Below are 19,535 nucleotides of genomic sequence, written 5' to 3'. Positions count from 1 at the left end.
AAAGCGGCACATCTCAGGAAATGAAAAACCCGCGGGAGCGATCCCGCGGGTTTTTGTCTTAACGCCATAGAGACCGAGCTTAGCCGTGCGCGAGAACGGCCAGCAACAGCAGCGCGACGATGTTGGTGATCTTGATCGCCGGATTGACCGCCGGGCCGGCAGTATCCTTGTAGGGATCGCCGACCGTGTCGCCGGTCACCGAGGCCTTGTGCGCTTCGGAGCCCTTGAGGTGCTTGAGGCCGTCCTTGTCGACGAAACCGTCTTCGAACGACTTCTTGGCGTTGTCCCAGGCACCGCCGCCGGAGGTCATCGAGATGGCAACGAACAGGCCGTTGACGATGACGCCGAGCAGCGAGGCGCCGAGCGCGGCAAAGGCGGATGCCTTCGAACCGGAGATCAGGAGGACGCCGAAATAGACCACCAGCGGCGCCAGCACCGGCAGCAATGACGGAACGATCATCTCCCGGATCGCTGCCTTGGTCAGAAGGTCGACGGCGCGCGCATAGTTCGGCTTCGAGGTGCCGGCCATGATGCCCGGATCCTCGCGGAACTGCTTGCGCACCTCCTGGACGATAGCACCCGCGGCGCGGCCGACGGCGGTCATGGCGATGCCGCCGAACAGATACGGGATCAGGCCACCGAAGATCAGGCCGGCGACGACGTAAGGATTGGAGAGGTCGAAGGAGACGTCGCCCATGCCCTGGAAGTAGGGGTATTTGTCGCCATTGGCGGCAAAGAACTTGAGGTCGTTGGAGTAGGCCGCGAACAGCACCAGCGCGCCGAGACCGGCCGAACCGATGGCGTAGCCCTTGGTTACCGCTTTGGTGGTGTTGCCGACCGCGTCGAGCGCGTCGGTGGACTGGCGCACTTCCTTTGGCAGGCCGGCCATTTCGGCAATGCCGCCGGCATTGTCGGTGACCGGGCCGAAAGCGTCGAGCGCGACGATCATGCCGGCGAGGCCAAGCATCGTCGTCACCGCGATCGCCGTGCCGTAGAGGCCGGCAAGCTGGTATGTCGAGATGATGCCGCCGACGATGACGATCGCCGGCAACGCCGTCGATTCCAGCGAGACCGCTAGGCCCTGGATGACGTTGGTGCCGTGACCGGTGACCGAGGCCTGGGCGATCGAGTTCACCGGGCGCTTGTTGGTGCCGGTATAATATTCGGTGATCACCACGATCAGGCCGGTTACCAAAAGGCCGACCAGGCCGCAGATGAACAGGTTCGTGCCGGTGATGGCCATGCCGGCGACGGTGCCGATCTCGCCCCAGCCGATACATGCCGAAGTGGCGACGGCAAGGCCGACGATCGACAGCAGGCCGGTGACGATCAGGCCCTTGTAGAGCGCGCCCATGATCGAGCCACTGGAACCGAGCTTGACGAAGAAGGTGCCGACGATCGAGGTCAGGATGCAGGCGCCGCAGATGGCCAGCGGATAGAGCATAGCCGAGCTGAGAACGGCGGTGCCGCCGAAGAAGATGGCGGCGAGCACCATGGTGGCGACGACGGTTACCGCATAGGTCTCGAACAGGTCGGCGGCCATGCCTGCGCAATCGCCGACATTATCGCCGACATTGTCGGCGATGGTGGCCGGATTGCGTGGATCGTCTTCGGGAATGCCGGCTTCAACCTTGCCGACGAGATCGCCGCCGACGTCGGCTCCCTTGGTGAAGATGCCGCCGCCGAGACGGGCGAAGATCGAAATCAGCGAGGCGCCGAAGCCGAGCGAAACCAGCGAGTCGATGACGACACGGTCATCGGGCTGAAGGCCCATGAATTGGGTCAGGATCAAATAGTAGATCGAAACGCCAAGCAGGGCCAGGCCAGCAACCAGCATGCCGGTGATGGCGCCCGACTTGAAGGCGATCTCGAGGCCGGCAGCGAGGCTGTTGGAAGCGGCTTGCGCGGTGCGCACATTGGCGCGCACCGAGACGTGCATGCCGATGAAGCCAGCGGCACCCGATAGAACGGCGCCAATCAGGAAGCCGATGGCGGCGGTGATCGAAAGCAGCCACCAGGCGAGCAGCAGGACCACAACGCCGACGATGGCGATGGTGGTGTACTGGCGCGCCAGATAAGCCTGAGCGCCTTCGCGGATGGCCGCGGAAATTTCCTGCATGCGTGCATTGCCCTGATCGGCCGCGAGGACCGAACGTGTCGCCCAGATGGCGTAAAGGACTGAAAGCAGACCGCAGGCGATGACAGCAGAAATTATGGTCATTGCCGAATTTTCCTCGATTGGTGGCCCAAAAGAACCCCTCCCCGGGCCGTTGAGACAGGGGACGAATTTTCCGCAACCGGAATCCGTCCCTTCGCAGCGGCTTATGCGAAACAGGGCTCGGAACGTCAAGATATTGTTCGGTTCTTGTCCGGCTTTCGCCCAAAAGATCCCGGGTTTCGTCCAAAAGGCTGGACGGCAGTGCGCCTGTCGACACTGCCGTCCGGTTAGATCGATCGAAATCGGCGAACGGCCTTCAGGCTTTGCGCGGGTCGCCGTCCGGCTGGACGACGAAGACCAGCACCACCAGCATGGTCATGTAGAATTTGAACGCCGCCTCCTGACCATTCCAAGTCGAAGACTGCCACATAGCGAACCACTCGCCGCCAACCATGAAGCCGAAATACCAAACGAGGAAGCCCATGGTGGCGGCAATGATGGCGAACTTCTTGGCATCGTTGAAAGCCTGTCCGCTGGCGTTGCGCGCCTGCCAGAGTTGCCAGGCGGCGATCAAGTAGAGCAGGCAGGTCAGCGCCTCGCCAAGGATGATCAGCCAGTAGCCTGCCGTCCACAAGGCCGGGTTGGTGATCGAGCGGTACATCAGTGCGTTGCCGGGAAAGGTCGTGTCCATGCTCAGCACATGCTGGACAAAGGCGAAGTTTGAGCCGTAATCGGTGATGTTGCCGAAGGCGACGAGGAAGGCGAAAGCCGCCAGACACAAACACATGACGATCTTGGAGAAACGCGCGGTCATGGCAAGAACTCCTGCTGAAAGATCGGGGCATCGCACTCATCAATCACCGAGTCCCGAAGATCGCGCAACGGGTGGGCCAGTGATCATCATGCTCACAGCCATTGCGAGACATTATGCCGGCAAGCAAGACATTGCCGAGACTGTCGAAGCCCTCGATCTCGACAGTGATTGCGCAGTCGGCGACTTGGTCTCTGTGGTTAGAGCCGGCACACAGCACGATTTCGCCATCATCCGCCGCCGCTGGATGGCCAGCGAGACGGGCGCCACGCTCGAACTGACGCTCGATCATCCAGCGCGTTCAACGGGCCGCTGAAAGAAACGAACTTCGCCCGAGAGGTTACTCGGCCTCGCGTCCCATGCGCCGAGCCGTGTAGCGCTCGACCGCTGACAGCCCATCATAGATCAGCACGGCAAGGACTGCGACGATCAGGCCGCCCTGCAGGATGAAGGCGAGGTTGTTCGACAGCAGGCCTGCGATGATCACCTCGCCCAATGTCCTCGCCGCCACCGTCGAGCCGATGGTCGCAGTGGCGAGGCTGATCACCACCGACAGCCGGATACCGCCGAGAATGATCGGCGCGCTGAGCGGCAGCTCGACCTTGACCAGCCTTTGCCAGCCAGTCATGCCAGCGCCACGCGCCGCCTCGACGACGTTGGCCGGCAGCGTCGTCAGGCCGGTCAGCGTGTTCTCGAAGATCGGCAGCAAGCCATAGAGAAACAGCGCAATCAGCGTCGGCTTTTCGCCGAAGCCGACCGCCGGCACGGCAAGCGCCAGCACCGCCACCGGTGGAAAGGTCTGGCCTATATTGACCAGGCTGCGCGACAGGGGCAGGAATTCGGCGCCGGCTGGCCTGGTGACCAGAATGGCGAGTGCGACCGCAACGATTGTCGCGGCAACCGTTGCTATCAGCACGGTCCGCAGATGCAGCAGCGTTAGCGTCAACAGGCTGCCCTGATTGTAGATTGCCGGCGCATTGTTCTCTGTCAGCGGCTTCAGCAGCGGTTCGAACCAGCCGGGATTGGTGACGAAGGCAATCAGCACCACCACCAGGGCAAGCCTGAGCAGCGAGGGAAGCCAAGCCTTCATGCCGGCCTCGCCGCTCGCTTAACCAGCCCGTCCACCGTGACACGGCCAAGCGGCTTGCCGTCGGTATCTTTCACCGGCAGCGCCGGGCGGCCCGACCACAGGAGTTCGGCGAGCGCGTCGCGCTGGCTGGCTTCACCGGGGATCGCCTCGCCTTCGGCGGTGCCTTTTTCCACCGCGTCGCGGACCCGGCCAAGCGACAACAGCCGGAACGGTTTTTCGCTCGCACCTACCAGGGTTTCGACAAACGCACTGGCCGGTTTTGCCAGTATCTCGGCCGGCCCGGCATATTGCACCACTTTGCCGCCATCCATCACTGCGATCTTGTCGCCCATGTGAACAGCCTCTTCCATGTCATGGGTGACAAGGATGATGGTGGTGCCGAAGCGCTTCTGGATCGCCAGCAGATCCTCCTGCGCCTTGTTGCGGATGATCGGATCGAGCGCGCCGAACGGCTCATCCATCAACAGCACGTTGGGTTCCGCGGCAAGCGCGCGGGCGACGCCGACGCGCTGCTGCTGGCCGCCGGAAAGCTCATGCGGATAGCGTGGCCCGTAGGCTTCGGGGTCGAGTTGGTAGAGCGTCATCAGCTCGTCGACGCGGGCCTTGATGCGGTTGGCATCCCAGCCAAGCAATACCGGCACAGTGGCGATGTTCTGCGCCACCGTGCGATGCGGAAACAGGCCGTGGCCCTGGATGGCATAGCCGATGCTGCGACGCAGCTCGTAATCCGGCACCGAGCGGTTGTCTACGCCGTCGAGCTTGATCACGCCCGATGTCGGCTCGACCAGCCGGTTGATCATGCGAAGCAGCGTCGTCTTGCCGGAGCCGGAGGTGCCGACGATGACGGCGATGCTGCGCGGCTCGATTACTATCGACACGTCGTCGACGACTGTCGTCTCGCCGTAGCGTTTGGTAATGCCTTCGATCTCGATCATGCCGTTTCAACCCTGCGCTTGCCGGCGGTCATTTCGATCACTGCATCGAGGATGATAGCGGCGGCGAAGGCCAGCGCCACCGTGGGCACGGCACCGAGCAGCACCAGGTCCATCGCCGTCTGGCCGACGCCCTGGAACACGAACACGCCAAAGCCGCCGCCGCCGATCAGCGCCGCAATCGTAGCGAGACCGATATTCTGCACCAGCACGATGCGGATGCCGGTGAGGATCACCGGGAAGGCCAGCGGAAACTCGACGCCGAACAGCCGCTGGCGGTCGGTCATGCCCATGCCGCGCGCTGCGTCGTTGGCGGCACGCGGCACACCAGCAAGGCCGACCACGGTGTTGGCCACAACCGGCAGCAGCGAATAGAGGAACAGGGCGACGAAAGCCGGCGCCGTACCGATGCCGCGAATGCCGAGCGCGGCAGCACCCGGCACATGCGAAGCGACCCAGCCGAGCGGTGCTATCAAGAGGCCGAACAGCGCGATCGAAGGAATGGTCTGAATGATGTTCAGCACGTTGAGCACGCCGGCCCGCAATTTCTCAACGCGGTGGCAGAGGATGCCAAGCGGCAAGCCGATAATCACTGCTGCCGCCAGTGAACCCAGCGCCAACGTCACGTGCTTGGAGCCTTCCGCCCAAAAGCTATCGGCGCGATTGAAATATTCCTTGAGGATCGACAGGCTGTTCCAGCTCCCCGAGACCAGCAGCAGGCCGATCGCCGCTGCGGCGACAACAAGCACGCCGACCCGTGCCTGCGGCGACAGGTTCAGCCTTGTAAGCACGTCGGCGAGCAGAAGCGTGAAGGCGAAGATAAGCAGCCAGAAGCCCGAAGCCGGCGAGATACGGGCGAAGGTGTTGCCGGCGGGCGTCAGGAAGCTGCCGGCAACGCCGATCAGCAGCGCCAGCGCCCCAAGTGCAACCACACTGGCGGCGAGGCGTAGAGCAAGCGGCGTTTTCAGCAGCGCAATGAGCGCCGGTGCGACAACAATCGCCATCAATAGCGGACCGACCGTCGCAGGCAAAGATTCGAGGATCGAGCGCGCCTCGCCGGGTACGATGCGATTGGCGCGGAACGTGGCGAATGGTGCCGCAAAAGCCGCATAGGCTGATATCGCCGCGATGACCACGCCGAGCTTGTCGAACCGGATGCGCACGCCCTCCCCCATCGGCCGATCCGGCGCACCTCGAAAGCGGCGCGCCGGAATCGCCTTACTTCAGGAAGCCGTTCTTTTTCAAAAAGTCCTCAGCGACGCCCTTGACCGGCTCGCCGCCAACCTGCACGCGGCCATTCAACTCCTGCAGCGTGACGAGATCGAGCTTGGCGAAGACCGGCTTCAGCAGCGTCTCGATTTCGGGATGCTCCTTCAGCACCGCCTCGCGGATGATCGGCGCCGGCTGATAGACCGGCTGCACACCCTTGTCGTCTTCAAGCACGACGAGGCCGGAAGGCGCGATGCCGCCGTCGGTGCCATAGACCATGGCGGCGTTGGCGCCGTTAGTCTGGTTGGCCGCAGCGGCAATGGTCGCCGCCGTGTCGCCGCCCGAGAGCGTGATCAACTGGTCCGGCTTCAGTGTGAAGCCATAGGTCGTCTGGAAAGCGGGCAGCGCGGCCGCCGAATTGACGAACTCGGCGGAGGCCGCCAGCACCACCTTGCCGCTGCCCGAAACGTATTTGCCGAAGTCGGACAGCGTCACAAGCTTGTTGGTCTCGGCGACCTCCTTGCGCAGGGCGATCGCCCAGGTGTTGTTGGCCGGTGACGGGGACAGCCAGACGATCTTGTTGGCGTCGTAGTCGAGCTTCTTGGCAGTCTCGTACGCCTTGGCGGCATCTTTCCAGACCGGATCGTCGGCCTTCTCGAAGAAGAAGGCGGCGTTGCCGGTGTATTCCGGATAGATGTCGATCTCGCCGGCTGTAATCGCCTTGCGTACCACGGGCGTGCCGCCGAGCTGGATGCGGTCGGTGGTCTGGATATTGTTGGCGTTCAGCACCAGCTGGATGATGTTGCCGAGCACACCGCCCTCGGTGTCGATCTTCGACGACACCACCACCTGGGCGCTTGCCGAGGCTGCCGTGATGCCGAGCGCCAGTACAGCACCGGCCAGAACCTTGATTGAAAACATCTCACAAATCCCTTGCTGTGAACCGGAATACGGCTGCCGCATATGAGCATGGCTTCGATGCCCCGTCGGGGTACACGGTTTCATAAGAAGAGGGATGGGCGCAATAATTTTGTTCGAATGCGAGTGACTCCGCTGCCGCGCCGTCCCGACAGCGTGACGTCAGTTGGCCGCGCGCAAGCCCGTCATCTTCAACACGCCCAGTGCCACGAAGCACAGCACGACGACCGGGAAAATCATCCAGTTCAGCATCTCCCAGCCCCAGGCATTGTAGACCGCCCCCGACATCAGTGAGGCGAAGGCGACGGAGCCGAACAGGACGAAATCGTGGAACCCCTGGACCTTGCCTTTTTCGGACGGCTGGTAGCTGTCGGCCACCATGGCGGTGGCGCCGATGAAGCTGAAGTTCCAGCCGAGGCCGAGCAGGATCAGCGTCGTCCAGAACTGCCACAGTGCCAACCCCGACAGCGCGACTATACCGCAGCCAATGAGCAGCACCAGGCCGATGGCCACGATCCGCTCCGCGCCAAAACGATGGATCAGCGACCCCGTAAAGAAGCTCGGCGCGAACATCGCCATGACGTGCCAGGAAATGCCGAGCGTGGCGTCGTCGGTCGACAGGCCGCAGCCGACCATGGCCAGCGGCGCTCCGGTCATGACGAAGCTCATCAGCGCGTAGCTGCCGACGGCGCAAAACAGCGCCGCGACGAAGCGCGGCCTGGTGACGATTTCTGAGAGCGGCCGGGCGTCGCTGTCGGCGATTTCCACCTTGTCGGTTGCCTTGGCCGGGATGCGCAACAAAGAGAGAATGGCGGCGCCGACCGCCGCCAGCACCAGGATGGACGCAAACGAGCCGGCAAACTTCACCGGCGAGAACAGATCGCCGGTGAAGATGACGATCTGCGGCCCAAGGATGGCGGTGACGATGCCGCCGGCCAGCACGAAGGAGATGGCGCGCGCCTTGAATTCAGGCGGCGCATTGTCGGCGGCGGCAAAGCGGAACTGCTGGACGAAGGCGCCGCCGATCCCGATCACGGCCAAGCCGAAAGCGAACAGCCAGAAGCTGGCATGAAACAGCGCCAGCGTGGCGACCAGGCCGCCAAGTGCTGTCACCGCCGTGCCGGTCATGAAACCGTCGCGCTGGCCGAGCCGGCGGATGATTGCCGCGGCCGGCAGGGAACCGAGTGCCACGCCAACATTGAAACCGGTGATCGGCGCGGTTGCCAGCGACTTGTCAGCATCGAGCAGGTACTGCCCGGCCAATCCGCCCATGGAAATGGCGATGGGTGCGGCCGAGCCGATGATCGCCTGCGAGGCTGCAAGGATGAAGGCGGTGCGACGCGCTTCCTTGCCCGCCTCAACGGCGACGATGGCAGTCATAGGGCGTCCTTGCCGCGGCCCTCGCCGCGCACCCGGCGCGACACGCGATCAAGCACCGCATTGACCAGTTTCGGCTCGTCTTCCTCGTAAAATGCCTTGGCGATGTCGACATATTCGGAAACGATGACCGCCACCGGCACGTCCTCGCGCTGCATCAGCTCGTAGACGCCGGCGCGCAATATGGCGCGCAATGTGGAATCGAGCCTCGACAGAGGCCAGTCCTCGGTCAGCGCCTGTCGGATGACTGGATCGATCGTCTTCTGGTGCTCGACAACGCCGGCAAGAATGGCGCGGAACCATTGCGCATCGGCTTCGCGATAGAGCGCGCCGTCGACTTCCTTGCCGAGCCTGAACGCCTCGTATTCGGCGGTGATCTCAAACACACCGCTGCCGGCGACGTCCATCTGGTAGAGCGCCTGCACGGCGGCCAGACGGGCAGCACCGCGCTTGTTGGCATGGCGAACCGCAGGCTGGCCGGGCGAAGCGGGTTCGCTCACGTTCGCTCTCCCAGCTGTTCCTTTAGAGCGATCATGGTCAGCGCCGCACGGGCCGCAAAGCCGCCTTTGTCGCCTTCCGAACGCTTGGCCCGTGTCCAGGCCTGTTCGTCGTTTTCGGTGGTCAGGATGCCGTTGCCGATGCAGACCGCATCCTGCACGGACAGGTCCATCAGGGCACGGCTGGATTCATTGGCGACGATATCGAAATGATAGGTGTCGCCGCGGACCACCGTGCCGAGGGCGACGAAACCGTCATAGTTCGTCCCGCCTTCGGAGGCACCGTCGAGCGCGAAGGAAATCACCGCCGGGATTTCGAGCGAGCCCGGAACGGTGACGACATCGTATGTCGCGCCCGCTTCGTCGAGCGCGCTGGTCGCGCCTTCGAGCAACGCGTCCGCAAGGTCGTCGTGAAAGCGCGCCTCGACGACAAGAAGGTGGGCCTTCTTCTTCGGACGGATGAACGCTTTGCCGTGTTGGGATGTGCCTGCCATAGATGTCTCCGGGGATCGCCGGTGACTTAGGCCGAAGCCGGTTTGATCGCAAGCGGAAGATTGCTGAAGGAACGTTCAAGGCCAACCCGGTGGCGGTCGCATCAGGGAATGGGCTTTATAGACGACCGCCTCAAAGTCCCTCCTTCGCCGCCTCCGCCAGGCGCGCCGCGTAGCGGGCCATGGTGTCGATCTCGAGATTGACGCGATCGCCGACCTGGCGTTCGCCCCAGGTGGTGACGGTCAGCGAATGATGGATCAACAGCACGTCGAACCGGGTGCCTTCGACCTTGTTGACGGTGAGCGAAGTGCCGTCGAGTGCGACTGATCCCTTGGGGGCGATGAATTTGGCCAGATCTCGCGGTGCTTCCAGGGTAAAGCGCACGGCGTCACCCTCTTCCTTGCGGGCCACGATCTCGGCCATGCCGTCGACGTGGCCTGACACGATATGGCCGCCAAGCTCGTCGCCGATCTTCAGCGCCCGCTCCAGGTTGATCCGCGTGCCGGATTTCCAGCCCATCGCCGTCGTTAGCCTGAGCGCCTCTTCCCAGGCCTCGACCTCGAACCAGCGTGCGTTGGTGCCGTCTTCCGGCAACCCCGTCACCGTCAGGCAGACACCGCCGCAGGAAATCGAGGCGCCGATGGCAATGGTCTGCGGATCGTAGGCGGTGTCGATACGCAAACCGACGCCTTCCCTGAGCGGCTTCACGGCAGCGACGGTGCCGACATCGGTGACAATTCCAGTGAACATTAGTCTGACCCCGCGAACATCAGTTCGGTCCTAGATGTCTCTTATCCATTCCGCATACGTATCTTCGCCGAAACGCATGTTGCGCAATTTGCGAAATCCCGGCGGGATAGTGTTGGCATCGATCGGCGATACAATGCCGCCCTCGCCGATCGCGTCCGGCCCCTGAAACAGCACGATACGATCGACCAGTTGTTCGTCGAGGAACGCCTTGGCCACCCTGGCGCCGCCCTCGACCAGGACGCTGGCCATGCCGAGCGCCGCCAGATCCTCAAGCAGTTCCGGCAGCGCAATATCGCCTTCATACGTCTCAGTGCCGATGAAGCGAACGCCGGCGCGTTCGAGCGCGGCGCGCCGGTGCGGATCGGCCTCGGCGCAGGCAGCGATATAGAGCGGCACACGGTCGACGCCGGCGACCAGTTTCGAAGTCTCGGGTAGCCTGATCTGACGGTCGAGCACGATGCGCGCCGGCGAACGGCTCTCCAGTCCCGGAAGCCTAACCGTCAGCGCCGGATCGTCCTCCAGTGCCGTGCCGATGCCGATCAATATGCCATCGGCTTCGGCGCGCATCAGATAGACTTCGCGCCGGGCGATGTCGCCGGTGATGGAGACCTGCCCCTCGCCTTTCACGCCGATCTTGTTGTCGCTCGAAAGCGCAAGCTTCAGAATCACTTCCGGACGTTTTTTCAGAGATCGAATCAAATAGCCGGCCATCTGCTCCGCGGCCTCGGCCGCCAGCACTTTTTCCACCACCTCGACGCCAGCGGCATGCAAGATTGCATAGCCCTTGCCGGAAACACGCGGGTCCGGATCGCTGGCAGCGCCAACCACACGCGAAACGCCGGCACTGACCAGCGCATTGGCGCAAGGCGGCGTGCGGCCGTGATGGGCGCAAGGCTCCAGCGTTACATAGGCGGTGGCGCCGCGCGCCAGTTCGCCGGCCTCCGCCAAAGCCTCGGTCTCGGCATGCGGCCGGCCGCCGACCGCCGTGACGCCGCTGCCGACGATCATCGGCCCGTCGCCGTCGTCGCGTACGATCAGCGTGCCGACGGAAGGATTGGTCGAGGTCCGGCCGGCATTCTTGCGCGACAGCCTAAGGGCTGCCGCCATATAGCGGCGATCGAGGACCTCTTGCTCCGCCTTGCTGCGCTCGGACCCTGCCATGCTCAGCCGGCGTCCTCTTCGCTCTTCAGCTCTTCGCCCCTAGGCTCGTCAGTTTTGAGCTCGTCGCCCTTGAGCTCACCCAACACGTCGTGGAAATCCTTGGCCTCGCGGAAATTACGGTAGACGGAGGCAAAGCGCACATAGGCGACATCATCGAGTGACTTCAGTGCCTCCATGACCAGCCGGCCGACTTCGCCGGATGCGACTTCGGTCTCGCCCGAGCTCTCGAGCTGGCGCACGATGCCGGTCACCGCGCGGTCGATGCGCTCGGGATCGACATTGCGCTTGCGTACCGCGATTTCGACCGAGCGCAGCAGCTTGTCGCGGTCGAACGGCACCTTGCGTCCAGACTTCTTCACCACGACGAGGTCGCGCAATTGTACGCGCTCGAAAGTGGTGAAGCGGCCGCCGCAATCTGGGCAGACGCGCCGCCTGCGGATCGCAGCGCCGTCTTCGGCGGGGCGCGAATCCTTCACCTGCGTATCTTCGGACTGGCAGTAGGGACAGCGCATGGAGAGCCTTCGGTTCGCGATTCTCGTGGAGCGACAGGCTTAGAGGTTTTTGCCAGGATGGCAAAGTATGGCCGATGACCGATCGCGCCTCAGAGATAGCGAGGCACGAGGAGAATTGCGAGAGCGGCAATCAGTTGGACGGCAATACGCCAATCAGGGAGCGACGTCGCCGGTCGGGAAGCCGCAGGACGTGCCGAGATAGCGATAGGCCTTGGTGAAGCCGTCCATCGATATGGTCGCGACCGGCTTGTCGGCGAAGCTAACATCGAGGGCGCTGGTACGGCGCATGGCACGCAGTATGGCAAGCGTGGTCTCGGGCTTGTTGTTCATTATCCACTGGCCGTCGGCGATAAGATGAAAACCAGCCTTGATCTTGTCGTTGACGTCGCGGAACACGGCCGGGATGTTGTCACCCTTGGGCAAGTCACTGTTTTTCACGGCGATGATGAGGCTCGGATAGCCCTCGGGTGGCAGTACGTCGCCATTCGAGATGGCCAGCGTGAGGGTGCCACTGGTCCCGTTAGCGTCGAAAAAGACCGTCGAGGCGGCGCAGGTTTTGCGCACATCCTCGCCGGTGTTGACCTCGTCCACCGTGGTGGACCACCTGCCGAAGGTCTCTGTCTTGGGTGCTGCTGGCGTCGGCTCGGTCTGCGCCAAGGCGGCGTCGGACTGCTGCGAGATGGCTAAGGTGAGCAAGGCGCCAACGCTGGCGAAACGGAAAATTCGCATCATCATCAAGCCTCTCCGAGATGCCGCCGTGCCCAGTTGATCGGCGCCGTCACAGTTGGGGAACGACGCCCTGCGTCAACCAAGATACGGGTAAAGCGGAAAACGGTTCGTCATTGCCGCCACCTTGGTCTTCACGGCTGCCTCGACGGCCGCATTGCCCTCGTCGGAATTGGCGACTTTCAGTCCATCCAGCACTTCGGCGATCAGCTTGCCAATCTCGCGGAACTCGGCCTGGCCGAAGCCGCGCGTGGTGCCGGCGGGCGTGCCGAGCCGAACGCCGGAGGTGACGAAAGGCTTTTCCGGGTCGAAGGGGATGCCGTTCTTGTTGCAGGTGATGTTGGCGCGGCCAAGGGCAGCCTCGGCGCGCTTGCCGGTGGCGTTCTTGGGGCGCAGGTCGACCAGCATCAGATGGTTGTCGGTGCCGCCGGAGACGATGTCGAGACCGGTTTCCTGCAGACTGGAGGCCAGCGCCTTGGCATTGGCGACGACGCTCTCGGCATAGATCTTGAAGCTCGGCTTCAGCGCCTCGCCCAGAGCCACCGCCTTGGCGGCGATGACATGCATCAGCGGTCCACCCTGCAGGCCGGGGAAGACGGCCGAATTCATCTTTTTGGCAATATCCTCGTCGTTGCAAAGGATCATGCCGCCGCGCGGGCCGCGCAGCGATTTGTGCGTCGTGGTGGTGACCACGTGGGCATGCGGCAGCGGCGAAGGATGCATGCCGCCGGCAACCAGGCCGGCGATGTGGGCCATGTCGACCATCAGATAGGCACCGATCGAATCGGCGATCTCGCGAAAACGCTTCCAGTCCCAGACGCGTGAATAGGCGGTGCCGCCAGCCAGGATCAGCTTCGGCCTGGTCTCATGGGCGGTCTTCTCGATCGCGTCCATGTCGAGCAGATGATCTTCCCTGCGCACGCCATAGGAGACAACCTTGAACCATTTGCCGCTCATATTGACCGGCGAGCCATGCGTCAGGTGCCCGCCGGAATTGAGGTCGAGGCCCATGAAGGTGTCGCCGGGCTGCAGCAGCGCCAGGAACACCGCCTGGTTCATCTGGCTGCCGGAATTCGGCTGGACGTTGGCGAAGTTGCAGCCGAACAGCTTTTTCGCGCGTTCAATGGCCAGTTCCTCGGCAACATCGACGAATTGGCAGCCGCCATAGTAGCGCTTGCCCGGATAGCCCTCGGCATATTTGTTGGTCATGATCGACCCTTGCGCCTCGAGCACGGCGCGCGAGACGATGTTTTCCGAGGCAATCAGCTCGATCTCGTGGCGCTGGCGGCCGAGTTCGTTGCGGATCGCGCCGAAAATCTCGGGGTCGGCATCGGCAAGCGTGGTTTCGAAGAAGGATTCGAATTTGTTCGACACTGCCGCTGCTGTTGCCATGGGCTGAAATCCTCAAGGTTCGGGGTCTGTCGCGCCATTAACACAGTTGCTTTCGCCCCGCCACGTTTGCAGCGCGAAATTTGCTGGCCGGATTGCGCCAGCCCCCCTGAAAGCACATTATTTCTTCGCCTGCCGGCCGGCAGGCAGGGCTTCGCGTGATCTCCTGAACAGCCCCGCATGGTTTGAATATGATCCGTGGCGAAAACCGATTTTCGGAATCATGCGCAAAGCTCAGAGCGCGCCGACGACAATAAAAAAGGCCGCCCTTCCGGCGGCCTTTTGCAAATGAACTCAGCTGCTTAGAGCGCGGATGTGATCTGCAGCTCGTTGGCCCCGTCGAGGCCGTAAATGTCGTCGCGGAACTGCACCACGCCCGGCCCCGTCGACCAGGCCGAGATGTAGAGGAAATAGACCGCCACCGGATTGGTGACCTGCACCGGGACGTTCTCGCCGCTCTTGATCGCCGCCTCGAAGTGCTGGCGATTCCAGTCCGGCGTGTCGCGCAAAATCCAGGTGACGAGATCGCGCACATTCTGGACGCGTACGCAGCCCGAGGAATCGAAGCGCATCATCTTGCCAAACAGGCTCTGCTGCGGCGTGTCGTGCATGTAGACGCCGTCCGGGCTGGGGAAATTGATCTTGACCGAGGCCATCGCGTTGCCAGCACCCGGATCCTGGCGGAAGCGGTACTTCTCGGCGTCGTCGGTCGACCAGTCGACGGTCAGCGGATCAACCTCGCTGCCATCCGGCGCGAACAGACGGATGTGGCTGTCCTTGAGATAGTTGGGGTCCTTCCGCATCAGCGGAATGATGTCCTTGCGTACGATCGAGACCGGCGCGTTCCAGTAGGGATTGACGATGATCTCGTTGATCTTGGAATTGACGATCGGCGTCTGGCGGTCGATCTTGCCGACGATCGCGGTATGGCGCAGCACGACGCGATCGTTCTCCACCGCCTCGATCTGGGCGCCCGGGATGTCGACCAGCACGTAACGGTTGCCCAAAGTGCCGGCACGCTCGCGCAGCCGCTGCAGATTGGTCTGCAACTGGCCGAGCCGAATTGGCGCCGAAACATTCATCGCGGCATAAGAATATTGGCCCAGCGTCCCGTCGGCAGGCAGGCCATGGCGCGCCTGGAAGCGCTTGACCGCGGAGTCGACATAGGAATCGAAGGCTGTCGAAATGCCGGCGCTCTGCGCCAGGTCGCCCGCAATCATCAGGCGCTTGCGCAGCGGGACCACGTCGGGATCGTCGACGCCGAGCTGCAATTTCTTGGTGTCGGGAACCGGCTCCCAGCCGCCCTGGGCGACAATGTTCTGGTATTGCGCGACTGCCTGTTCGGTAAACGAAACGGTCTGCAGGCTGAAGATGGGCAGCGTCGAGGCCACCTTGCCGCCCTGGCTGGGGCGCGCGTCGAACTGGTCGTCCCAATTGCCGCGGGCCGAGGATTTCAGGATATCCCCGATCACATCCTGCGCACTGGCGCGGCCGGCGACCATCGCGGCTGCGAGCGCGGAGGCTCCTGAAAGGAAGAAACGGCGGCTGGTTCTCATGGGCGTTCCAGACATTCTTGCTACAATTCAACCTACCGGGCGGTCTCGCCCGCACTCTAGAGTTGGCTTCTTAACAATTAGCCAACCATGGCCCGCATCACTTCGGTGTAAAAACACATGAAAAGTGATTTGGGCACAGGACAAATGCACGGCTTTGGCCCCAGCATCACCCGCATCTTCGGTTCCACTGGAATATGGCGGCAACGTGGCTGTTGCTCGAATTTGGATCGGCCGGCCTGACGAAACGAAAAGACCGGTGCTTTTCGGCACCGGCCTCGGACTGGCTGCTCCGGCCATATCTGAATCATGGGGGAAGTCGGAAAGTCTGGCAACAAGAACTAATGCAGCAGGCGCCACAGCCACCCCGTCAGATCGGCGTGGATTTCCCCGTTCCGGTAAACGTCGTTGTTGACGATGAGCCTGTTCGGCAGATCGAGAACCAGATGCACCCCCACCCGGTAGCCGTAGTGGTATAGGGGGTTCACGCTGTGATCCAACGTCATCAGCCTCAGTTTTCGAACGTCATCCTCGAAATCTGTGTTGCCCAGGCGCTTGGCTTCGACCACCAAAAGGTTCTCTTCCTTGTGCATGTGGTGGACGATAATGTCGGGGCGGATTTTCTTAAGCTTTTGCAAGCCCGCCTTGTCATTCCAGGCAACGCGCTTTTCCTCTGTCTCGCGTCGGGTCCACTCGGGGCTTACACGCCAACCGGGATAGTGGCGTTCCATTTTCATCGCCAAGTCCGCGGTGATGGAAAATTCCTCCGGCGCGGCTTTTATCAGGTCATCATCGTTCAGCAGCTCCCGCACAGAACGCGCGAACTGCATAAGAATGCCCTTGTCGGGGATTTCTGCCATTTCACCCTCACCTGCCGGTCGCGCCTGTCACTTCCGCTCCGACAACGGTATGCCCTTTTCGGCAAAAAGCTCATCCGTCGACGCATCCGCGAAGACCGTCACCACCCCGTGGCACCGCACCAAATCTTCGAAGGTGATCGCCATATCGGCGAACTTCTGGCGGTCCCTCCGTTCCGGGTATCGGAACCGGTCGCCGTTGGCGTCATGGACATGGATGTGCTGCAAAATCTCCTCCGTCCGCCACGTCCACTCGTGTTCGATCGGAATGCCAATGGCCACCACTTGATCACAGAGCTGCTTGAACAGACTCAGCAACTTGTGGCCGTCTAGGTCGACCGCGATACCGGTGTGCTCGGGAAACTCGACCAGCGCGGCTTTGAGCGAAAGCTCCATGGAGTGCCGGGCCAGCATGTAAAGCGGCAGGAGGTAAAGCTCCTTGTCTTGCACCTTGTCAGCCACAGCATCCGCCAGCGCTACCACTCCATGGGCGTAAGCGTAGTTGTAGTAATTCCAGGTTTCCCGGTCAGGGTCGCGGTTGTGGCGTCGGCTGAGGAACCTCTGAGCGGAATTCGGCAGCATTTCCACCTGGGCGTCAACGATGTCGTAGTAAGCTCCCATGCCCAGCTCCTAGCATGAGAACCCGCGTCAATGAGAGCGCCATCATCAGGATTCCTGTCGATCAGATTTTACGTCTCTTGCTGGCGGCCTTCGGAGCCACTATTTTGGTTGCCGTGGCCAATGTCAAAATCGCGGGCCGCCGCGAGCCACCTGATGTGCGATGTGATTGTTGTTATCTGACCCTGAGCTGAATCGAAAACGAACTTTGCTCCAGTCCTGAACCGAACTGTACCAGACCGACAAGTTTTCAAATTGAACCGACTTCAAAATTGAACCGAACTCATCGAAACGAGATTCAAATCTGAAGAAATTCATAGGTCGGGACAAGGTGATGTACACGCCCCTCGACCAGGCTTCGAAGCCGCAAACCCTTTAACTCGGGTTTTGTCGGTGCCTTCAGAACCCGGAACATGGAGGCAAAACATGCTCTCCTTCCGGTGTCAGATCGAAGTCCGTATCTCAGCACGCACAGTCTCGGCCGTGCTCTACATCGAAATGATGGTGCTGCGCTGGTACTTCGGTTGTTGAGCGAATGCCGCCCTTGGCGGTAGCCTGTAACTGGAGCGGGACGCCTAATAAGCGTCCCGTCTTCATTTTTGACTCAGCCAGCTAGCCCCAGCAGTCCCCTATTGCGATAACGACAGCCGCTATGAAGGCAACCGCCAACACGAGAAGAACGGAGCACATCGCAACGCTTTCATTGTTGTTGGCTCGCACGTCATTGGCGGCTGGTAGAAGCCGGGAGTGGGGCGAGTAGGAACCGAACCCCTTGAATAAGATTCGACAATAGGATTTTATTCTTGGCAACATAATTCGCGAGTCGCCTATGCCAGACACTTGGACTATCAATCGCTCGCTCAAGGGCTGCTTTATTCTAAGCAGCGCAACGCTTCAGCGAATTTACAATCATGTTGAAAAGGCTACGGGCAAAGCGCCGACGGTCCATGCCACGTTTGCTAACCAAAGGGCGGTTCACGTTGAGACGCTGCAATCCGTGCTCGATGACAGCTCTGTTTCGTTGACCCCTATAGATAGCATCTCGATTTCAAGTGGCACGCTCGACCAGCCCTACGTCTCTGTCAGGACATCGCACTACGATGACGGGCCAATCAGCATCGAAATCCGCGGAGAAAAGGAAAGGGCCATAGCTTTAGAGGAGGCCTTGGTAAACGAGAGCGTTGCAGCCAAGGCTTGGTACAGTGGTCTCAATCTTAATGGTTACGGGGTTGGGCCTGCATTTTTCGCGATTATCGTCCTCTTGTCCTTAGCCATATCGCTTTTGCTTTTGTGGATGTTCCCTATCGTTTTCTACAAAGCTCCCGCCCTCTTCTATATCATCATGGCCATCGGGATGTTTGGGTTCCCTTGGCTGACGCGAAGAGTGTTCCCTTCTATGGTCTACGATTTTGGGATTGGCGAAAAACGTTTCAACCGCTCGAAGGCATTTGCGGGCCTGTTTTTTGGAGCCATCATATTGGGAGTGGCAGTGAATCTACTCTCCAGCTATCTAGGGAAAGCCTTCCACATCGAATAGTAGTGACCTACCTAGATCTGCCTGCAGTCAGGTAAATCTGGTGGTTCGGGCTTGCTTGAAGGCATCCCACGCGTTTATTCCGTCACAATCCGCTGTGACGCTCGATTGCGAGGCTTTAATTTCCACCGCTGTCGGCGCTCTCTTTAGAAACTGCTCGGCGAAATCTTTATTCACGGAAGCGCCATCGACCGGGTTCGAGTAGGACAGGAAAAAAGTGTAACTCTGCAGGGAGACATGCCGGACGATTTTCCGCCCCACCCCTCAATCTTAACTTCGCTCAACCCTGCCCTATTCAACCGAGGTTCCCAGACCTCCGGAACTTCGTCGCCGCCCAGCTCGGCGCGCTCCTCCGCTGAAATGGGTCCCGGGTAAGAAAGCTGCAGGAACAGACGCACCGACCTGCCCAGGTGGTTGTTTTCGCCGCGGATGTAGGGAAGGACAGCTTTCAGGGCAAAAGTGTCCGCTGACGAATGAAGCCGCGCTGAATTGTACGCCATCTTCAGCAGCCACCGTTTCAGAGGGTGGAAGTCGTAATTGAACGTCACTTTCTCATAGTGCTGGCGAATTGTGGCGAACTGGCCGTCAAACTCCTGGCAGATGTAGTCATCCAGCTTTGCCATAAACCCGCTGTTGCACCATTCGCAGACATCCTTGATGGTCGGCTCACCCGCAACTTCCTTGTCGAGCCGCAGCAGCCAAAAGATATGCTTGGCATTGTTCGCTTCCTGCAGACGCCGGTGCAGAGCTTTAGGGAACAAATGTTCCTTGGTGCGCTGCGATGTCGTCGGGCCGCAATAGGCGCATTCCCAAATGTCTGCCATGTGAATACTTAATACCGGTCCGCGTCGGTCTATTGTAGCACCTTGTCAAAAGAAAAGGCCGATGCCTTTCGGCACCGGTCCTGATCAGAGGTCGATATTTCAGCCGCGCTTCTATGGCGCGGACAGA

The 19,535-nt window shown here is 61.4% G+C and carries 20 protein-coding genes; 2 read left to right on the top strand and 18 right to left on the bottom strand.

The annotated features are described in order from the left end of the window. Positions 1–79: 79 nt before the first annotated feature. Positions 80–2,221 carry a sodium-translocating pyrophosphatase gene (locus NKJ40_RS07485; protein WP_352465546.1) on the bottom strand — a complete coding sequence of 714 codons (2,142 nt, stop codon included), beginning with the start codon at positions 2,219–2,221 and terminating at the stop codon, positions 80–82. A 253-nt stretch (positions 2,222–2,474) separates the two neighbouring features. Next, positions 2,475–2,972, bottom strand: coding sequence for a DUF2165 family protein (locus NKJ40_RS07480; RefSeq protein ID WP_352465545.1), 498 nt, complete (start codon positions 2,970–2,972; stop codon positions 2,475–2,477). Between the two features lie 88 nt (positions 2,973–3,060). On the opposite strand from NKJ40_RS07480, the gene NKJ40_RS07475 reads away from it, so the two are divergent. After that, the gene (locus NKJ40_RS07475; protein ID WP_352465544.1) at positions 3,061–3,285 is read left to right on the top strand and encodes a hypothetical protein; all 225 of its coding nucleotides are present in this window, start codon (positions 3,061–3,063) and stop codon (positions 3,283–3,285) included. A gap of 24 nt (positions 3,286–3,309) precedes the next feature. Here the strand turns inward: NKJ40_RS07475 and NKJ40_RS07470 are convergent, their stop codons facing one another. The 15 genes from NKJ40_RS07470 to NKJ40_RS07400 all read right to left on the bottom strand — a co-directional run bounded on the left by NKJ40_RS07470 (position 3,310) and on the right by NKJ40_RS07400 (position 17,053). Continuing rightward, a complete protein-coding gene (locus NKJ40_RS07470; RefSeq protein WP_352465543.1) occupies positions 3,310–4,059 on the bottom strand; it encodes an ABC transporter permease in 750 nt (249 codons plus the stop codon). Next, positions 4,056–4,994: an ABC transporter ATP-binding protein gene (locus NKJ40_RS07465; protein ID WP_352465542.1), complete on the bottom strand. Its 939-nt coding sequence runs from the start codon at positions 4,992–4,994 to the stop codon at positions 4,056–4,058. The genes NKJ40_RS07470 and NKJ40_RS07465 overlap by 4 nt, the downstream gene beginning before the upstream one ends. Continuing rightward, positions 4,991–6,166, bottom strand: a complete 1,176-nt coding sequence (locus tag NKJ40_RS07460; protein ID WP_352465541.1) for an ABC transporter permease — start codon at positions 6,164–6,166, stop codon at positions 4,991–4,993. The genes NKJ40_RS07465 and NKJ40_RS07460 overlap by 4 nt, the downstream gene beginning before the upstream one ends. 43 nt (positions 6,167–6,209) lie before the next feature. Continuing rightward, complete coding sequence (gene osmF, locus NKJ40_RS07455) at positions 6,210–7,121, bottom strand: glycine betaine ABC transporter substrate-binding protein OsmF (RefSeq protein WP_352465540.1); 912 nt, start codon at positions 7,119–7,121, stop codon at positions 6,210–6,212. Positions 7,122–7,280: 159 nt separating this feature from the next. Beyond that, entirely contained in the window at positions 7,281–8,498 is a 1,218-nt protein-coding gene (locus tag NKJ40_RS07450; protein WP_352465539.1) for an MFS transporter, read from the bottom strand. Beyond that, on the bottom strand, positions 8,495–8,995 hold the full coding sequence (nusB, locus tag NKJ40_RS07445) for a transcription antitermination factor NusB (protein ID WP_352465538.1): 501 nt from the start codon (positions 8,993–8,995) through the stop codon (positions 8,495–8,497). Before nusB ends, NKJ40_RS07450 begins: the two co-directional genes overlap by 4 nt. Next, complete coding sequence (ribH, locus tag NKJ40_RS07440) at positions 8,992–9,486, bottom strand: 6,7-dimethyl-8-ribityllumazine synthase (RefSeq protein ID WP_352465537.1); 495 nt, start codon at positions 9,484–9,486, stop codon at positions 8,992–8,994. Before ribH ends, nusB begins: the two co-directional genes overlap by 4 nt. Before the next feature lie 130 nt (positions 9,487–9,616). Further along, complete coding sequence (locus NKJ40_RS07435) at positions 9,617–10,234, bottom strand: riboflavin synthase (RefSeq protein WP_352465536.1); 618 nt, start codon at positions 10,232–10,234, stop codon at positions 9,617–9,619. Between the two features lie 30 nt (positions 10,235–10,264). After that, a complete protein-coding gene (ribD, locus tag NKJ40_RS07430) occupies positions 10,265–11,395 on the bottom strand; it encodes a bifunctional diaminohydroxyphosphoribosylaminopyrimidine deaminase/5-amino-6-(5-phosphoribosylamino)uracil reductase RibD (RefSeq protein ID WP_352465535.1) in 1,131 nt (376 codons plus the stop codon). Between the two features lie 2 nt (positions 11,396–11,397). Beyond that, on the bottom strand, positions 11,398–11,907 hold the full coding sequence (nrdR, locus tag NKJ40_RS07425) for a transcriptional regulator NrdR (RefSeq protein ID WP_292658679.1): 510 nt from the start codon (positions 11,905–11,907) through the stop codon (positions 11,398–11,400). A 153-nt stretch (positions 11,908–12,060) separates the two neighbouring features. After that, the gene (locus tag NKJ40_RS07420) at positions 12,061–12,642 is read right to left on the bottom strand and encodes a hypothetical protein (protein WP_352465534.1); all 582 of its coding nucleotides are present in this window, start codon (positions 12,640–12,642) and stop codon (positions 12,061–12,063) included. A 69-nt stretch (positions 12,643–12,711) separates the two neighbouring features. Further along, positions 12,712–14,025, bottom strand: coding sequence for a serine hydroxymethyltransferase (gene glyA, locus NKJ40_RS07415; protein ID WP_352465533.1), 1,314 nt, complete (start codon positions 14,023–14,025; stop codon positions 12,712–12,714). A gap of 299 nt (positions 14,026–14,324) precedes the next feature. Then, positions 14,325–15,578 (bottom strand): L,D-transpeptidase family protein, encoded by a 1,254-nt coding sequence (locus tag NKJ40_RS07410; RefSeq protein ID WP_352465532.1) that lies wholly within the window; start codon positions 15,576–15,578, stop codon positions 14,325–14,327. Between the two features lie 338 nt (positions 15,579–15,916). Next, positions 15,917–16,435: a hypothetical protein gene (locus tag NKJ40_RS07405; protein ID WP_352465531.1), complete on the bottom strand. Its 519-nt coding sequence runs from the start codon at positions 16,433–16,435 to the stop codon at positions 15,917–15,919. Positions 16,436–16,462: 27 nt separating this feature from the next. Continuing rightward, a complete protein-coding gene (locus tag NKJ40_RS07400; protein ID WP_352465530.1) occupies positions 16,463–17,053 on the bottom strand; it encodes a hypothetical protein in 591 nt (196 codons plus the stop codon). An 826-nt stretch (positions 17,054–17,879) separates the two neighbouring features. Here NKJ40_RS07400 and NKJ40_RS07395 point away from each other — a divergent pair. Further along, positions 17,880–18,587 carry a hypothetical protein gene (locus tag NKJ40_RS07395; protein ID WP_352465529.1) on the top strand — a complete coding sequence of 236 codons (708 nt, stop codon included), beginning with the start codon at positions 17,880–17,882 and terminating at the stop codon, positions 18,585–18,587. A gap of 170 nt (positions 18,588–18,757) precedes the next feature. On the opposite strand, the gene NKJ40_RS07390 is transcribed toward NKJ40_RS07395, so the two are convergent. Beyond that, on the bottom strand, positions 18,758–19,408 hold the full coding sequence (locus NKJ40_RS07390) for a hypothetical protein (RefSeq protein WP_352465528.1): 651 nt from the start codon (positions 19,406–19,408) through the stop codon (positions 18,758–18,760). Positions 19,409–19,535 lie beyond the last annotated feature (127 nt).

The sequence above is a fragment of the Mesorhizobium sp. M0119 genome, assembly GCF_040322615.1.
Taxonomy (GTDB): Bacteria; Pseudomonadota; Alphaproteobacteria; order Rhizobiales; family Rhizobiaceae; genus Mesorhizobium.
This window is presented reverse-complemented; position numbering and strand designations above follow the sequence as displayed.

Excerpts from the sequence above, each read along its gene's own strand:
- NKJ40_RS07400 (WP_352465530.1), bottom strand. The coding sequence starts at position 17,053 with ATGGGAGCTTACTACGACATCGTTGACGCCCAGGTGGAAATGCTGCCG.
- NKJ40_RS07480 (WP_352465545.1), bottom strand. The coding sequence starts at position 2,972 with ATGACCGCGCGTTTCTCCAAGATCGTCATGTGTTTGTGTCTGGCGGCT.
- NKJ40_RS07450 (WP_352465539.1), bottom strand. The coding sequence starts at position 8,498 with ATGACTGCCATCGTCGCCGTTGAGGCGGGCAAGGAAGCGCGTCGCACC.
- NKJ40_RS07465 (WP_352465542.1), bottom strand. The coding sequence starts at position 4,994 with ATGATCGAGATCGAAGGCATTACCAAACGCTACGGCGAGACGACAGTC.
- NKJ40_RS07405 (WP_352465531.1), bottom strand. The coding sequence starts at position 16,435 with ATGGCAGAAATCCCCGACAAGGGCATTCTTATGCAGTTCGCGCGTTCT.
- NKJ40_RS07485 (WP_352465546.1), bottom strand. The coding sequence starts at position 2,221 with ATGACCATAATTTCTGCTGTCATCGCCTGCGGTCTGCTTTCAGTCCTT.
- NKJ40_RS07475 (WP_352465544.1), top strand. The coding sequence starts at position 3,061 with ATGCTCACAGCCATTGCGAGACATTATGCCGGCAAGCAAGACATTGCC.
- NKJ40_RS07410 (WP_352465532.1), bottom strand. The coding sequence starts at position 15,578 with ATGAGAACCAGCCGCCGTTTCTTCCTTTCAGGAGCCTCCGCGCTCGCA.
- nrdR (WP_292658679.1), bottom strand. The coding sequence starts at position 11,907 with ATGCGCTGTCCCTACTGCCAGTCCGAAGATACGCAGGTGAAGGATTCG.
- NKJ40_RS07390 (WP_352465528.1), bottom strand. The coding sequence starts at position 19,408 with ATGGCAGACATTTGGGAATGCGCCTATTGCGGCCCGACGACATCGCAG.
- NKJ40_RS07460 (WP_352465541.1), bottom strand. The coding sequence starts at position 6,166 with ATGGGGGAGGGCGTGCGCATCCGGTTCGACAAGCTCGGCGTGGTCATC.
- ribH (WP_352465537.1), bottom strand. The coding sequence starts at position 9,486 with ATGGCAGGCACATCCCAACACGGCAAAGCGTTCATCCGTCCGAAGAAG.
- NKJ40_RS07395 (WP_352465529.1), top strand. The coding sequence starts at position 17,880 with ATGCCAGACACTTGGACTATCAATCGCTCGCTCAAGGGCTGCTTTATT.
- ribD (WP_352465535.1), bottom strand. The coding sequence starts at position 11,395 with ATGGCAGGGTCCGAGCGCAGCAAGGCGGAGCAAGAGGTCCTCGATCGC.
- osmF (WP_352465540.1), bottom strand. The coding sequence starts at position 7,121 with ATGTTTTCAATCAAGGTTCTGGCCGGTGCTGTACTGGCGCTCGGCATC.
- NKJ40_RS07470 (WP_352465543.1), bottom strand. The coding sequence starts at position 4,059 with ATGAAGGCTTGGCTTCCCTCGCTGCTCAGGCTTGCCCTGGTGGTGGTG.
- NKJ40_RS07435 (WP_352465536.1), bottom strand. The coding sequence starts at position 10,234 with ATGTTCACTGGAATTGTCACCGATGTCGGCACCGTCGCTGCCGTGAAG.
- NKJ40_RS07420 (WP_352465534.1), bottom strand. The coding sequence starts at position 12,642 with ATGATGATGCGAATTTTCCGTTTCGCCAGCGTTGGCGCCTTGCTCACC.
- glyA (WP_352465533.1), bottom strand. The coding sequence starts at position 14,025 with ATGGCAACAGCAGCGGCAGTGTCGAACAAATTCGAATCCTTCTTCGAA.